Annotated in this window: 9 protein-coding genes; 3 read left to right on the top strand and 6 right to left on the bottom strand. The window is 37.5% G+C overall.

Features of this window, described 5'->3' with window-relative positions; translation table 11 throughout:
* Positions 1 to 80: 80 nt before the first annotated feature.
* The 4 genes from MHB40_RS22515 to MHB40_RS22500 form a co-directional block, all read right to left on the bottom strand.
* On the bottom strand, positions 81 to 737 hold the full coding sequence (locus tag MHB40_RS22515) for a 4'-phosphopantetheinyl transferase superfamily protein (protein ID WP_342441719.1): 657 nt from the start codon (positions 735 to 737) through the stop codon (positions 81 to 83).
* Positions 734 to 3,901, bottom strand: a complete 3,168-nt coding sequence (locus MHB40_RS22510; RefSeq protein WP_342441718.1) for an amino acid adenylation domain-containing protein — start codon at positions 3,899 to 3,901, stop codon at positions 734 to 736. Before MHB40_RS22510 ends, MHB40_RS22515 begins: the two co-directional genes overlap by 4 nt.
* A 135-nt stretch (positions 3,902 to 4,036) precedes the next feature.
* Complete coding sequence (locus MHB40_RS22505; protein ID WP_205445842.1) at positions 4,037 to 5,785, bottom strand: methyl-accepting chemotaxis protein; 1,749 nt, start codon at positions 5,783 to 5,785, stop codon at positions 4,037 to 4,039.
* Between the two features lie 527 nt (positions 5,786 to 6,312).
* Positions 6,313 to 6,723, bottom strand: coding sequence for a hypothetical protein (locus tag MHB40_RS22500; RefSeq protein ID WP_342533489.1), 411 nt, complete (start codon positions 6,721 to 6,723; stop codon positions 6,313 to 6,315).
* A gap of 203 nt (positions 6,724 to 6,926) precedes the next feature.
* Here MHB40_RS22500 and MHB40_RS22495 point away from each other — a divergent pair, with 203 nt between their 5' ends.
* Both MHB40_RS22495 and MHB40_RS22490 read left to right on the top strand, forming a co-directional pair.
* The gene (locus MHB40_RS22495; RefSeq protein WP_342533488.1) at positions 6,927 to 8,264 is read left to right on the top strand and encodes an AAA family ATPase; all 1,338 of its coding nucleotides are present in this window, start codon (positions 6,927 to 6,929) and stop codon (positions 8,262 to 8,264) included.
* Entirely contained in the window at positions 8,257 to 8,988 is a 732-nt protein-coding gene (locus MHB40_RS22490) for a hypothetical protein (protein ID WP_342441714.1), read from the top strand. The genes MHB40_RS22495 and MHB40_RS22490 overlap by 8 nt, the downstream gene beginning before the upstream one ends.
* A gap of 43 nt (positions 8,989 to 9,031) precedes the next feature.
* Here MHB40_RS22490 and MHB40_RS22485 read toward each other — a convergent pair whose 3' ends face one another.
* Together MHB40_RS22485 and MHB40_RS22480 are read right to left on the bottom strand one after the other, a co-directional pair.
* Positions 9,032 to 14,122, bottom strand: coding sequence for a DUF4132 domain-containing protein (locus MHB40_RS22485; RefSeq protein ID WP_342533487.1), 5,091 nt, complete (start codon positions 14,120 to 14,122; stop codon positions 9,032 to 9,034).
* 12 nt (positions 14,123 to 14,134) lie between these two features.
* Positions 14,135 to 14,554, bottom strand: a complete 420-nt coding sequence (locus MHB40_RS22480; protein WP_342441712.1) for a hypothetical protein — start codon at positions 14,552 to 14,554, stop codon at positions 14,135 to 14,137.
* Between the two features lie 595 nt (positions 14,555 to 15,149).
* Between MHB40_RS22480 and MHB40_RS22475 the strand changes: the two genes are divergently transcribed.
* Positions 15,150 to 16,439 carry a glycoside hydrolase family 18 protein gene (locus MHB40_RS22475; RefSeq protein ID WP_205447132.1) on the top strand — a complete coding sequence of 430 codons (1,290 nt, stop codon included), beginning with the start codon at positions 15,150 to 15,152 and terminating at the stop codon, positions 16,437 to 16,439.
* Positions 16,440 to 16,483 lie beyond the last annotated feature (44 nt).

Raw genomic sequence — 16,483 nt, 5'->3', positions numbered from 1 at the left:
AAAAGTCTTTTTCTGCTAGTGACATGATCTTTTTTCAACAACATAAAAGGAGGCGAAATTATTCAATTTCTCCTCCTTTGTTATAGCTGTAGAAGCTGCTCTTTATTTAACATGGTGATTATTACATTAGAACATGCATGGTTCCAGCAGATGGACACAGGGTGTTGCTGATCGAGATATAGTAGCTCAGTAAAAAGGTCTTTCCTTGTTCTTTTAATGTCGATTGTATCAAGCAAATGAGGTGATGTAATCGACATTAAGCCTGTTTTAAAAAGGGCTTCTTTTAATGTCCAAAACTCATAAAAAACATGTAGAGGCTGATGAGAGACCAATTGAAGCTCCGTCTCGGAAAGCGCATACGTCATCATATCTTCACTCACAGGTTTTATTTCTTCCACATCAATGCCCACTCGTCCGTTAGTAGCGACTGCCAGCACAACCCAATTACCAGAATGAGAAACATTAAAATCACCTTGCCAATGAGGATGTCCTGCAATATATGGGCGGCCATTTTCATCATAAGCTAGGTGTAGCATGACTTCATCGATATAGGGAAGGAGTGCCCACCTGATAAGGGTGCTACTTAGCAAGGCTCTTTGACGATCCTGCCAATGCTTGTATTGCTTAACTTTTCCTTGAACATCAGAAGGGAGTACTTTGAGAAAAGCATCCCATTCTAATGGCGTTAACTGTGCTCCAAGAGGCAGTGCAAATAGTTGTATATTTTGTTCTATCATCTTATATTGACTTGTTTTGGTTCTGGGAAGTAGCCTGTATCGATGCCGTATTGAATCATTCTGTCAATAAAGGCTGTATTTGGTACTGCACATTCAATCTTTGTATGGGCTAAAAATTCTATCGTCTTTTTGCAATTGAAGATAAATGGGGAGTCACTTGCTCCATCACCTTCAAGTTGAGCAATGGCTAATGATAAATATTCCTGTACATCTTTTGAATGATCGCCATTTAATAGCCAATCTGTATACTCTTGTGTTGATACAATTGTTAAGTCATAACCAATTTCCTTAAGCATATCGATTAATTCTAAATAAGTAAGCGATACAGGGTTACATAAATGGAAGACATGGCCGTTGGATGCTGGCTGATTTGCCAGAGAAACGAGTGCCTGACTAGCATAATTGATTGGTGTAAAATCAACATGCCATTGTGCAGTAGGTGTTTTACCTAAATAAAGCATCGATTTAATCATACGGTAAAAGGCATTGTCATCGATATTATGTTGGAATTTACCTGTTTCAGAATGACAGCTTAAATTCCCTACACGATAAATGGAAACAGGGATTTTATCATGCATAGCATTTCGAACAAGATTCTCTGCTTCTAGCTTACTTTGAGTATAAACATTATCAAGTTTTACATCGTAATTGAAGTTACCCTTTGCTTCATCTTGCCCCCATTGAAGGGCGGCTAACTCCTCTGGAATACCAATTGTTGATACATAATGGAAATGTACACCTGGTTTCTGTTTGGCTATTTCAAGCAAATAGCGAGTTCCATTTACATTGACATTATTAAAATGATCAGCGGCACCGAAATGACGCACATCTGCACCACAATGTATGATGGCATTGATTTCTTTCAGAATGATTTGTTCATCTTCATCCGATAAATGTAGTCGTTGCTTGCCTAAGTCACCTTGGATAACTGTGACACGGTCTTTCAACTGCTGAGCAATCGTATTGCCAAAATAAAATTGCATACTTTCTATTAGCTTGGCTTCAATCGTAGTTTGGGCACTTGGTCGAATAAGGCAATAAATATGCGCATTTGTTGTTGCTAATAGCTCATGTAATACATGACTACCTAAATAACCTGTAGCCCCTGTTAATAATACAGATGTCATTGGCAACGGCTTCACGTTTTGGGAGACTTGTAGCGGACTAGGCTCCATTAAGTCCTTGAAGACAATGTTAGTTGGTCGTTCTTGAACTTCAATAGCTTCCGGTTGATAATGACGAATATAATGATCAAGTTCTGCAATCGTTTGATATTGGAAGAAATCCTGAATCTTTAAGAATGGGATATGTTTTTTCACTTGTACAAGAATCTCGAGAACTTTTAGTGAATGCCCTCCAATATGGAAGAAGTTATCGTGAATGCCTATTGGCTCAATACCGAGTACATATTCCCATGCGTTAGCAAGCATACGTTGTGTATCATTTTCTGGAGCAATATATGTATTGCTGCGTGATAATGTTAATTCCAATGAAGCCAAGTGTTTTCGATCAATTTTCCCTGTAGGGGATAATGGCATTTCTTGCAATTCAATAAATTGCTCAGGCACCATATAATCTGGTAAAAGATTTGCCAAATAGTCTCTTAATAGATTTTCTTCAAGCTGCATACCACTTGTTACCGTATAGTAGGCAAATAAATGGTTATTCCCATCAGCCATTTTCTTCGCAATGACTACGGCTTCCTGAATGCTCGTATGATTGCTTAACACTGTTTCGATTTCTCCAAGTTCAATACGGAAGCCTCTTACTTTAATTTGAGAATCTTTACGTCCAACAAATTCAATGACACCAGTTGGTAATAGTCGAACTAAATCACCTGTTCGATACATTTTTTGATCAGGCTTTAAGAGATGGGGTACAAATACTTCAGCCGTTTTTTCAGGCTGATGTAAATAGCCTGCTGCTAAACCAGCTCCTGCAATACATAATTCCCCGATTACATTAACGGGACAAAGCTGTTCATCCGCACTGACAACATACATTTCATAATTAGCGATAGGTTTGCCGATAGGGATGCTGGATTGCATGTCTGTTATCTGACTTTTTACCTTAAAATAAGAGGACAATACTGTGCATTCAGTTGGTCCATATACGTTAATAATTTCTGAAGAAAGTCCAAATTTCTCTTGCCATTTTTGAACAACGGCAGGCAATAGGGCTTCACCACCAACAGATAAATAATTTAGTGTCGAGAGTTTTTCTCGATAGCTTACTGGTAAATGTGTAGCCAGCTGTGTAAAGAAAGCATTTGGAACAGTGGCAGTCGTTACTTGCTCACGGTCGATCATATCAGCAAATGCTTCAATCGATAGACGTTCTATACTTGTTAGCATATGAAGTCTTGCTCCTGAAAAGAAAGCAGTAAAAGTTTCTGTTACAGAAGGGTCAAAACTATAAGAAATAAACTGAGAATAAACATCTTCTTTAGTTGAATGGTAGATTCTTTGATTATCTGTTATCAAATTTATAACAGCTTCATGCTTAAGCATAACGCCTTTTGGCTTACCTGTTGAACCAGATGTATAAATGATATAGGCTAAGTCAGATGGAAGTAATTCACAGTGAATGTTCGCTTGTGAATAGCCTTGCTCGGTTTGGTTGATTGTTAATACTGTACGTGTTGGGGAATCATTATGTATGAAATCATTCAGTAGTGCTGTATGTTCGTTTTTCGTTATGATAAATGGAGCACCTGTATCGTTTAATAGGTACTGACAACGTTCTTTTGGATAGCTTGGATCAATGGGAACATAAACTCCACCAGCTTTTAGGATACCTAACAGACTAATGACTGTTTCTTTACTACGTTCCATTAAAATGGCTACATAGTTTCCTTTTTGTAGACCATTGGCAACTAACATATGAGCAACTTGATTGGATTGTTCATTTAGCTGACGGTAGGTTAGCTTGCCACCCTCATAGGATAATGCAATTCGTTCAGCAAACTGTTGTGCCGCCTGATAAAATACGTCAGGTATTGTGGTATTTTTATCGTAGTCAGCCATTGTTTGGTTTAACGTTTGATATGCGAGTAAGTCTTCTTCGTTCAACAATTGTGTTCTATTGGATGGTAGCGTTTGTTGCTCCAAAGAATGCATTTTATTCTGTGATGGGTGTACATCAAATTCTCGTTTATTATTCAATCATGACAACTCCTATTTTAGAAAAGGGCCGACACTTATGAAGGAGCGATTATCGTCATTAGGACCACAGCAGTGAATCAATCTGTGAGAGACTAACGGACATACATCTCCTTATAAGGGCAGCCCTTTCATTTTTTATTTCACTACAAAGGTATTAACAACATTCATTAATTCATCAGATAACTCGGATAATACTTGAGCTTCTTCAGAAACTCGTTGAACCGTATTCAATTGAGAGGCAGAAGTTGCTGCTACTGCTCTTGTATTGTCTTTTGAATTGACTGAGAAATCTTCCATATCTTTAACAGCAGACGTTACTTCTTCCATGCCAGCTGCCATTTCTTCAATCGTTGCAGAAAGCTCTTGAATTTGCCCTGTCACATGGTGAATGGAAGTTAAAATCTGGCTAAATGATTTTTCCGAATCATTAATCATGACAATGCCATGATCTACTTCTTCTACAGCGTGAACCATGATATTTACAGATTCGTTTGTATCATGCTGGATATGAGAAATAAGTGTGGAAATCTCTCTTGCGGATGCCTCAGATTGTTCAGCAAGTTTACGTACTTCATCAGCAACCACTGCGAAGCCACTACCAGCTTCTCCAGCACGTGCAGCTTCGATAGCCGCATTCAATGCAAGTAAATTGGTTTGGGAAGCAATACCTGTAATGATCCCTACGATTTCTTCAATTTTATTAGAATGTTCGCCAAGTAATTTAACAGAAGCTGCGGATTGATTAACAGCTTTACTAATAGCATTCATTTGTGTGACAGATTTATTTGTCGATTCATTCCCTCTTTCAGCTTCCTCTGATGCTAAAATGGAGGATTCTGAAATTTGATTGGACGTCATGGCAATACGCTGGATACCAATATTCATTTCTTCAATGGTAATCGTACTTTCTTTTGCCTTTTGTACTTGTAGATCAGCGCCACTTGCAATTTCTTGCATGGAAGAAGCTACATTATTGTATGAATCGGAAGCTTCCTGCATATTGACAGATAAAACATTGGCCGTGTTCGAAACACGTGCAGAAACATTCGTTGTACTTTTAATAACATTTTTTAAGTTTTCAATCATTGAATTAAAGTTTTGTGTGAGCATGCCTACTTCGTCAGTTGAAGTAACTGGTAATGGTTCAAGCTCTAAATTACCTTCTGCAACTTTTTTAGATTGTAAGGAAAGTTGTTGAATTGGTGTTAATTTTTTTCTTAAAAGCGTGTAAACTGCAATGGATGAACCTATTAAGAAAATAACAGTTACTAATAATGTCCATAGGGCTTCAGACATTGCTTTTCCTGTTACCATTGATACGTCATAGTCAATGGCATAAGCGGCCAGCATATCACCATTTTCATCCAAGATTGGTGTAAGGCCTGTTTTATAGCTACCGTATTCATCGCTATAAATATCTGTTGCTGTTGCTTTTTTTGTCTCAAAAACTTCTTTAATTCTTGCTAGGAAATCAGGAGATAAACCCATAGCAATCATATCTTGGTTATACTCAGCCCCTAGATCAAGTATACTAGATGAGAGAACAGGTGCATTAATATTTTCCCCGTTAACTGTAATTAAAAATAGATTGGTAATGCTATCGGAATTATCATTGATCGCATCCATTTCACTTGTTAATCGTAGAGCGTCAGGGTTACTATTTGTAGGATTCTCTAAAATTGATTTCAGTGTGGTAGTATCAATGGTTTTGGCTAGGATCATGCCTTTATCAGAGAGAGATTGATCCATGTCTGTTAAATTACTGTTTCTTACTATATAATAAGAAAGACCTAAAGTAACTAATCCAAATAATAATAAAATACTTACTACTATTGCAGTTAATTTCTTACTAATGGACATTTGCTGCTTCTTGCGTTTTTTCATGCTTTTCCTCCTAATATGATCTAACAAATATTTCAAGCTAAGGACTATAAATGGATAATTTAGTCAATGTACTACACATTGAAGATGTTGATGTTATTCGTAGAAGTCCAGATGCGTTTTAAATATTTTCAAATGCAAAATAATCTATTTATCCCCTATCATTTAACTACTATACTGCCAAAAAAATTGATTCACAACCCAGAAAACTTACTATTTAAAGTCATGATTTCTATGAATAAACAAAGAAATCTAGTTTTTTAGTCTATATATTTTTTAGGTTAGGTTAAATTTTTACAAAAAGCTTAACGGTTACTAGTATAAAAAAGAAGTATGCTCAGAACTAACTTAATTTCAATTGATTAAAAATTTGGCTGAAATGCTAATTTCCAATTCCTTGTTAGGGCTTTTTACTTATTTTGTCATGTCTTATATGTAAAGGAATTGGATGATTTTTATTATGGGAATAAAATGAAAAAAAGGTTATTTCTTTATTCTTGAATAAAGAAATAACCTTTTTCTAGTTGGAGCTATGGTCGGGGATTACCAAAAATTCCTGGTAAAATATTCGGAAGTCCTGGTATTAGTGGTGGTGGGAAACCAGGATATTGACCACCTGGACGTGGGGGATAAGGTTGCGGCGGATATGGCTGTGGTGGATATGGACGTGGCGGATAAGGTTGTGGTGGGTAGGGCTGTGGTGGGTATGGACGTGGGGGATAAGGTTGTGGTGGATACGGCGGTGGATAAGGTGGTGGGTATGGTGGCGGATAGGAACTACCAGGCGGTGTTCCTGTACCTGCAGCAGTGATTTGACTAACATCCACAGTCACTATTTGACCGTTATCTAGCTGGATTTCAGCTGTTCTTCCTCCAGTGCCAAATGTTCGAATCAATGTACCTGAATAAGTACCAGTAGGGAGTGTCACCCATATTTTCATACCTGGCCGAAATTGACTGTTAAAATCATCGGGGGATAATCTAGGATAAACCAATGAAACACACCTTTCTTCATTTTTTCTAACATATGCCTATTGCGATTTTTGTCATAGGCTATAGGCTATGGATGCTTATGTTCGAATTTGTTATAAAATATAACGAATTTCATTATAATAAGAGAAAAAGCTAAAAGGATGTTTAGCATATGGCAATTATTAAGATAAAAAAAATAAACATACAAAATTTACGAAATGTACGACAGGGTGAACTTGTACTCGCAGTAAATTTTGAGACATTTCTACAAGCGAATGTTGTTGGCCTATATGGACAAAATGGCTCTGGAAAGACAACCATTGTAGATGCATTCAGTTTATTGAAGACACTTCTATCAGGATGGCTTGCTGAAGTGAAGTTACCTTCACAAGAGAAGCGACTCCTATTGGCAGGAGAGCAAACAGCTAGTATGGATGTTGAATTTTTAGTTGAGAATCAATTCGGTACATTTTTTGTGAATTACTATGTGGAACTACAGGAGGATCAGCATCGACTATATACTACGCTGGAGCGCCTTACCTATCGAGAAAATACGAAAGGGAAGCGATCAAAGACTTTAGTTGCTGTGACAGAGAACGATGTGCAAATCCGTCAATCGAAACTGAATGATTTGAGTGAACAGGCACGTATCCAATTACTGGTTATTCAACAGTTAGCAAGAAAACAGTATATGTCATTTCTATTCCACAAAGATGTAAAGCCATTATTACAGGAACGACTTTCTGAGCAAGAAATGCAACTGCTACAAAATATTGCCGTTGATTTTAGTAGAGATTTACATGTTGTTAGTAATCAAAACATTGCACCACTATTTGAAGAACGGATCATGCCGTTTAGTATTCATTTAGAGAAAACGAGAGGCCTTATTCCTTATGATTTAAATGGACCAGCTTTATTACCAGAGGATGCATTCTATGCATTATGTGAAGTAATTGAGCAAAGTAATCAAGTGCTCTCGGCAATTATTCCTGGTCTGACAATTAAAATTAATATCATCACAAAACAAACGATGGATAATGGAGAGCAGGGAATTCGTTTTGAGTTTTTGTCGCAGCGTGGGGAGCGGGAATTACCGCTACGAACAGAGTCAGAGGGAATCTTAAAGATCATTTCTATTCTTAGTGTATTAATTGCTGTATACAATAATCCGAATGCATGCGTGGTTATTGATGAATTAGATTCAGGTGTATTTGAATATTTGTTGGGTGAGTTGTTAACAGTGATAGATGAGGATGGAAAAGGACAACTTATTTTTACATCCCATAATCTACGTGTGTTAGAGGTGCTAGCTATTAAAAATTTATGGTTTACGACAACAAATGAATATCACCGCTATATGCAGCTAAAAGGTATTAAAGAAGTGAATAATGCTAGAGATGTTTATTTACGTGCTATCCAGCTTGGTGGACAGGACGAAGAGATATATAAGGAAACCAAAACATTTAAAATCAAGCGTGCTTTTCGTAAAGCGGGTGTTCAACATGACTAAAAAAGTGCTATTAATCATTGTGGAAGGGCAGACGGAGCAAATTATTTTAGAGGATTATTTAGATGCTCATTTTGCGAACTCGACAATACGCTTTGATGTACAACGTGAGGATATTTTAACAAAGTGGGATGCACACAAACGCATACCGAATATAAAAAACAGTGTTGTACGAGTGATTCAAAGCTATCTTGAAAAATATAAATTTTTAGCCAATGATTTAACTGCTGTTGTTCATATTACAGATGCAGATGGATGCTTTATTGCACCAGAATGCGTCAAGGTAGATGAGAGTATCGAACAAAACCTATTTTATACAGAGGATGCTATTTTAGTGAAGTCGGATAAACGTAAAGAGCAAATTGAACAACGCAATGATATGAAAGCAAAGAATGCCCGAATTTTAATAGCTAACGACCACTTTAGCATTAACCGTATGAAAGTACCTTATCAATTGTTTTATTTTTCTACGAATTTAGAGCATGTCTTATGGAATGAGCGCAATGAAATCCCTACAGAAAAACTACAAAAAGCAGATGAATTTATGGACAATCTATCAGGCACGATTGGGGAATATTTAAGCGCCTATCTACCGGTTAGTTCAGCGTTACCTTATAGGGAGAAAATCAAGAAAAGTTGGTCTTTTTTAATGGAGGACTGTCATTCATTGCAGCGAGGCACGAATGTACCGCTATTATTTGAAATGATTAAAACGGATGTACAGTAAAAACAGGTGACGAATTGAGTCACCTGTTTTTATCTAGTTTACGTTAGAGCATTTGTTCATAGCTTCGAATATGAGTTAATATGGCTGGATCTTTAATTTTTGTATCTTCACATAGTAATAAGAGCTTGGACATGATTTCAGCCGTACGTGGATCATCATCCACCATCGGTAAGAAAATCCGTCCACGATGCTGAGATGGGACAGCAATAATCGGGATCATGGAACCGCCTATTTGATGCACCACACCACTTCCTAAATGTAAGGAGTAACTGGCTAGCTTACCTTCAATGAGGGCATGCTGCTTTTTCACTTCCACATTGTGTAGCTTCAGTAATTTAGCTAATTCTTCTACGATAATACTACGCATTTCAACAGTAGAATGACTTGCCTCAGGGTCTACACCACCAACATGGGCAACACTGACAACGAGATCAATATCTCGCATAACCTCAGAGAATATCGCTGCTGGAATATCATCTAAAACGATATCTTTGCCTGTTAGTCGATCATAGAAGTAAACACCTTCGATTGCAGGTGCTTCAATTTCTGCTGGCGTAAACCAATCTGCCTGTGCATACAAAGATGCCACAATATTTTCCTTATAATATACTTTACGTGGTCCTGTTTCATAGCTGATTTGCCAACCACGTGTTTTCAACAAGGCTACTGTTTGTGAAGGATTTACTTGATGTCCTGCATAACGCAATGACTGTTTCTGTCCTTTTTCATCAGCATTGATGAGATATAACTCACGGAATACTTGCTTAAATGGCTGTTGTATTTTGTGCTCAAACATATAGGATTGCCACTGTCTCCATTGACCACTTTCTAGAAGATGGTAAGGATGAGCAATCTTTATAGAGGACGTAGGAGCAAGGTTCACAATGTCAGCCGATAGAAGCTGTAAACCTTCTGGTGTAAGCATTCCAACGTGCACATCACTGATAAAGACTAACCTTTGTAAAAGTGGAGCTAGAATCGGATGGGCTAATAAATGAATGAGCTCCTCGACCGAAAATACTGTTTCTAATTCCATTGCTTGCTCAAGCGCTGGGCGTGCTCTTTTATATTGTTCTTGTAAGTCTTTTCGGGCTTCCTGCAAGGTTACAATATCAGCATGCTTTTTTAATGCAGCAGGAACGTTCTTTAGACGTTTATCATCCTTTTCAACAATAATAGCTACAGAGGCATCATCTTCTATTTGTAGATGGGCCGTAATTTGCTCAATCTGTTGTGCTTTAAATAAATGTTTCATATCGTTAAAGGCTGATAATTCCATACGCCATGTGAAGCGAGTGGCTTCTCCATCACCTGCATTGCGCGCTAAATTTTCTAATGCAATACTTGCTGCTCGAGCCTCACTTGCGCGGCGTTGAGCACCAAATTGCTTACTTTCTTTTAAAAACTGTTGAATAAATTGATAGCGTGTTAGGGCGTCTTTGTCATCCGATTTCATTAAAGGAATAAGACCAAGTGCGCGCAGTTTATCTTTATTGCGTTTATCTTGAATTTCTTGCATTAACGGTTTTGGACTGAGTTTACCGATGGCTGTATCTGCATAAAGCTGTGCCCGACGATGGTTGGCTCCCTCAGAAGCATATTTTGCAGCATCATAGACAAGCTTGAATTTCTTTGCTCCAAGCGTTTGATAGGCGCTTTGGAACCAAGCTAAATCGAATGCACCATCACGGAAATCCTCAGCCGTTATGCTAGAGAAAAGGGCAATTTGATCTTTGGCAAAGTCAGATAAAGAATCTGTTGTGTGAGCGATAAAATACCAAGCAGATTCTTTTAGCCCATCCCAGCCAATTACTTCACTCACAAGGTCTATCCAATGCTGGTTATACATCATCGCTTCAATTAAACGTTCTTTAGAAATATCTGTTTTCTGCCATGCTTCTTTTAATTGCTGCGCTGTTTCTTCTTTCTTAGGGTAACAGCTAGTTAGCAATCGGGAGAATACATCCTTTTTCGTTTCTGCCTGCCAAATATACCCTCGTGCAAGCTTTTCTCCGTCAAGTGCCTGTAGAATTTGTAAGAAATAATCAATACCCTCGAAATAAGAAATGCTACTAGCAAGCTTGGTTACAGCAGTAGGTGTATCTCCACGTTTTAGCTCTATAGCTAAAATACGATCAATTGCTTGTTCACGAATAGCAAAGAAATCTGTTAAATCTTCAAATGACTGTTGATAGCGTTCTAGTAATTTAGTTGGCTCGTTAAATATTTCTGAAGCGAGCGTATTGGTAAATATGGCTTCAAATAAGTGATCTTGCGTAAATAAGCCAACCTTCATGGCGTCTAAATATTGGAATAAAGATAAATTGTAGACGTTTGGGCTATAGCTTTCATTTTTCATACGCTTTGTTAGCTCTTCATTGATAGCTAGCATTTTGACATATTCACCATAGGTTGAGTAATCAGACCCGCATCGATCCACGAATGTCTCCACAACATCTAAATCGATAATGGTAGATGTGGAACGATAGTAATAATAACCTTTTTCTCGAACATCAAGTTGCCACTGATCCACAGGGATTTGATCGAATAGCTGTAACATAATGCCTATTGCCTGTTCAAAGCGATTAAATTCAGGTGCATGCTTTTCTAATAATGAAAGTGCTTCCTGATGCAGCAATGTCTCACCTGAGATTTTATCGGTATCTTGAGATAGCACTGAGAAAATCTGTTGAATTGTATGGTCATATTTCAAGGAATTAAATTGAGCAACACGTGCTTTCATTTCTTTGTATTGGAAAAAAGGTTTAATTAGCGTTTGGGCTGCTTCGGAAAGATCATGGGCAGCAGGGTATTCTGATAGATTGTGATAAAAGTTAAAATAGGCTAAGTCCTCATTACTAAATAATGATGTCTTCATCCATTGAACAATTTCTTCAGGGATAGGATAAGCATCAAGACTAGCATGTCGTTGATTATCCGATTTAGTTGCTATAACACTATATCTTTGTCCTAATGTAGTGGTAATGGGCGTGTCATTCCATTGGTATGTTTCATACTCTAGTTCAGCGTGTTTATCTAAAACTTGAATAAGTTGGTCTAGCTTAGATAATAATTTTTCAATATCATATTGAAAGAATTTTTCAAAAGGTGTAGGTGTCTGTACATAAAGTGGAGCAAGCTGTTGCCAAGGCTCTTCACCATTCATTTGAATGGCTCCATCAGAAATACAGCCGTATTGAATAGGAGGATGTGGCGTATATAAACCAAAGCCATTGCTCTCGTTATACTCTGGGACATCCCTTGTAATTAATTGTTCTAACAAAACTTGCTCGTTTTTAGTTACTTTAGGTAATAAGGAACATAAAGCTGTAATTTGCTCGCTCGCTAAGCTGTATTCCTTAGAGGCTTCTAATAGTAATTCAAGCCCTCCAAGTCTCTTTAGCTGCTTACTATCTTTTATCAGCCTTTCAGCACTTTGTAATAGATGATTCTGTGGCTGAACTTTTAAGAGTGAAATAGCCTCTTTGCGAAGTGCGCCTGATTTATTAGCTAAAAGATCTTCAATTTTTGCTATTTCTTCTTCGGTTGGTGTTAGAGCATGTATTTTCTTTAACGCAAGAGAACGATTGATGGAACTGCGATCCCGTAAAGAATTAAATAAAAATTCGCGTTGACCTTGTGTGACGGGGTCAAGACAATAAATATTCAGTAGGCCGATTCTACTTGATGGTGAGTAAGAATCTGCATGCTCAATAATTCGTTGGAATAATGCCTCGTCCTGTACATGATGGGCTAAAATAATTTGTGTTGAAATTAAATCTTCTAATGACAAATGGACATAGACAAAGGATAGAGGTTTGCCTGTAATGATAAGCCCATCTTTCGTAATTTCATTCTTTGCCCACTCAAGCTGTTCAAATAATAGGTATTCAATGCCTTGTAGCTGTGTGTTTTCTTGCATGAAGTTTTGAAGGGTTTGAGCCCATTCATTGTCTCTTGCATACTCGCTATTAATATGGTGATTGGCATAGAGGAAATTGCCCCATGCAAAGGCAAACAACTCGATATCTTTTGTTGATAAGATTAAATCCTTCACAAATGGCGCTGTAAAGGAGATTTTCGATAAGTTTTTTAAAAAGGCAAGCGTTGTAAGTTGGATATGTTTTTCACGCTTTAAGAGTGTTGTTACAAGGTCATTTAATTGCGTATAGTCCTTTGTAGCAGTCGCCCATAATGCGACATAGCTATCAATTGTACGCTCACTCTTTAACAGTTGCCCAACAAAGTTGTCCTCTTCGATGGCCTGAATGGCTAACGTAAGAACTTCCTCTGTTATTTTTTGATTTTCGAAGCTATTATAGCCAAGTCCCATCCAAGTATCGACTGCTCGAACTACAGAGGAGAAGCGTGTTAGTTGATGTTCCTGAATAAGTTTCATCATTTTGAGCTGTGCATCAAGATTGCCATGGTCAATGTTTTCTACTATTGCTTGTCGTAGACCTTCTTGCCGTGCAGCTGCTATTAATAGTTTTCCAAGGGCATCATGCATACGGTGATTATTTGATTTGAAAATACCACGAATGAATGGATGACCGAAAAAGCTACTATGATGCTCATCAAATAAAATACTCTCTACTGCCTCTTCAATCGAAGGGTTTTGTATAGATAGTTCTTCAGCGAGCAACTGTTCAAAGACATTAAAGCCCATTACTTTTACATTTTCATTCTTCAAGACATAGGAGCTATAGTTTGGATAGGTACCATGCTCATATTGACGATGATTTGCTAATAACTCCTGCAAAGTAATTTCCTCAAATGTCAGCATTTCTTCTATTAATTGTAAGCATTGAAAAAGGTGGTCTTGCACTGGTTGAGATGAACGAAATGATCGACGTAAAACGCCAGTTTGGAACATTGTAGCATCAAAACGTAATGCTAATTTCTTAATCTTGAGTGCACGCTCTTGTGAGGAAAATAGTGCAAGCACTTCAAATAATGGTCCGCTCAATAGCTCTTCAAGTGATGAATACTGCTGAGTAGCTATAAGCTGTTCAATGTCATAGTCTCTATTGTCCATGTATTTTAATAATGCAGTTGCTAAAGGCTGTAAAGCTATAGGTGCAGAATCCACTATACTTTGAAAATGTGTTTTTTGTTCATGTGAAAGTGTCATAAAAATCCCTCCTTACCAAATTCGTCCTGCAAGCATAGTTAGTTTAATAAATGTAAAAACATCGTCTTCCTGTATGTTTAATGGTGTAGTAAGAGAATCTAAAGACTCTTCATTGTGAAGGACTAAGAACAGCTCGTCCTGAAAGGCTTGAAGCATTGTGGAGATAGCCTGATCAACTGACTGTAAAGCATCCTTTTTCTTTTCTCCAAAATGTACTTTGCCATACTGGGCAGCGTCTTCTAATTGCTGATCCGTTAAATATAGATGAAGTGGTGTATCTACCATTTTTTCATTAAATTGTTGTACCTGCTGTGTTACAAGCTGAACAAGTAAATCTTGTAACGTTGTGACAGGCTCTTCAATAGAAAATGGAATTTTTTCAAGCTTACGAGATTTCTTACCGATCACTTTTTGCTGGTAAAATAAACGCAATCTAACACCTCCTTACAATAATTTCATTATACAAGAGTGAGAACCGGGAAAAGAATAAGGCATATGACGCTAGTTGTGTAAAATATTTTGGGAAAAGTGTAACAAAAAGTAGCCTGTTGCAACTGTTTTGTAGGGTAGAAAGTGGGTGAAGCTTTGCTAAAGATTATGTAAAAAATAGAACATTTGTACGATTTGTGCTATCGAGATAAGTACCATTTTGCGCTTACTTATACAAATAACGGTGAAGAAGCGGAATATATTACTCTGATAACTTTATAGACATACATAGAAAACAAAAATTAGGCTTCACTTAAAAGAAACAATCCTACCATTAAATAGGCTCGCTTTGAAGTGACATTGAAATATATGAATAATAGCAAAGCATTCAGGGGCTTAACAGATATTTAAACCTCATGAACGAACAATCATCATACATCCACTATTGAAATAATTGCTGTAAAGAAGGTGACAAAATAATCAGTCCTAAAATCCATTCAGCGATGGATTTTTGTGGAGGTGTTGAGAGACATCTTTTCATCTCTGATTTCATAAGCTTTATAGGTATGATTTTATCAAGCTAGAAGGAGGCAAAATCATTCAAATACATGTTGTACGGGCTGGCGAGTCTTTATGGGGTATTGCGCAGGCATATGGGGCTACGGTTCAAAGTATTATAGATGCCAATCAAATTCCAGAGCCAAATCGTTTAGTTGTGGGGCAAGCTCTTGTAATCCCAATTGTCGGAAGCTTTTATTATGTACAGCCAGGTGATAGTTTATGGTCAATCGGTCAACGCTTCGGTATTAATTATCTAACACTTGCACAAGTAAATGGCATTAATCCCAATCAACCATTAGCTGTTGGGATGAGATTGTATATTCCACAACCGCCAAAAACAAGAGCAGAAACATTGGCTTATTTAGAGCCGAGAGGAACATCTGTTAGTGAGGCACTCTTGAATCAAGCGAGGGAAGCAGGTCCCTATTTAACATATTTAGCTTTATTTAGTTATGAGGCAAGACGTGATGGTACCTTACAGAGACCACCAAGTCAAGGTGTGACACAAATTGCAAATGATACAGGAGCATCAATTGCGATGGTTATTTCTAATTTAGAGAATTTTAGTTTTAGTGGTGAATTAGCGAGAGATATTTTTCAAAGTACGGCTGTTCAAGATTTATTATTTGATAATATTCTTGCGGAAGCAAAGCAACTTGGTGACGTCAAAGATATCCACTTTGATTTTGAAAATTTGCCAGCAGATCAACGACAAGCCTATAACAACTTTTTAAGAAGAGCTGTAGAAAAATTCCATGCTCAAGGATATACAGTGTCTACGGCATTAGCTCCTAAAACAAGTGATAGTGAACGAGGACCATGGACAGCGGCACATGATTATAGAGCACATGGGGAAATCGTGGACTTTGTTTTACTCATGACCTATGAATGGGGATATTCAGCAGGCCCACCAATGGCCGTCTCACCTCTCCCAGAGGTAGAGGCAGTTGTAAAATATGCGGTGAGTGAGATACCTGCAAGCAAAATCATGTTGGGGCAAAATTTATATGGCTATGATTGGACATTACCTTTTGTTCAAGGGGGACCGTATGCAGAAGCACTTAGTCCACAGCGAGCCATTGAAATTGCTAAACGTTATAATGCAGCGATTCAGTATGATTGGAGAGCCCAAGCACCATTTTTTGAATACTATGATGAGCAAGGTAGGGCGCATATGGTGTGGTTTGAAGATGCTAGATCTATTCAAGCTAAATTTAATCTCATTAAACAATATAACCTTCGTGGCATAGGTTATTGGAAATTAGGACTACCATTCCCTCAGAATTGGGTGTTAATTGGTGCCAATTTTGATGTGGTAAAGAAATGAGAAAATGAAGAAAAGTGGATATATTACCCAATATGTTTCTTCAA

Origin of the sequence: Lysinibacillus sp. FSL K6-0057, assembly GCF_038630885.1 — a bacterium.
Lineage (GTDB): Bacteria > Bacillota > Bacilli > Bacillales_A > Planococcaceae > Lysinibacillus > Lysinibacillus fusiformis_F.
This window is presented reverse-complemented; position numbering and strand designations above follow the sequence as displayed.

What these genes read in the sequence shown, in the direction of transcription:
- MHB40_RS22515 (WP_342441719.1), bottom strand. Translation starts at nt 737, where the DNA reads ATGATAGAACAAAATATACAACTATTTGCACTGCCTCTTGGAGCACAG.
- MHB40_RS22505 (WP_205445842.1), bottom strand. Translation starts at nt 5,785, where the DNA reads ATGAAAAAACGCAAGAAGCAGCAAATGTCCATTAGTAAGAAATTAACT.
- MHB40_RS22500 (WP_342533489.1), bottom strand. Translation starts at nt 6,723, where the DNA reads ATGAAAATATGGGTGACACTCCCTACTGGTACTTATTCAGGTACATTG.
- MHB40_RS22495 (WP_342533488.1), top strand. Translation starts at nt 6,927, where the DNA reads ATGGCAATTATTAAGATAAAAAAAATAAACATACAAAATTTACGAAAT.
- MHB40_RS22490 (WP_342441714.1), top strand. Translation starts at nt 8,257, where the DNA reads ATGACTAAAAAAGTGCTATTAATCATTGTGGAAGGGCAGACGGAGCAA.
- MHB40_RS22485 (WP_342533487.1), bottom strand. Translation starts at nt 14,122, where the DNA reads ATGACACTTTCACATGAACAAAAAACACATTTTCAAAGTATAGTGGAT.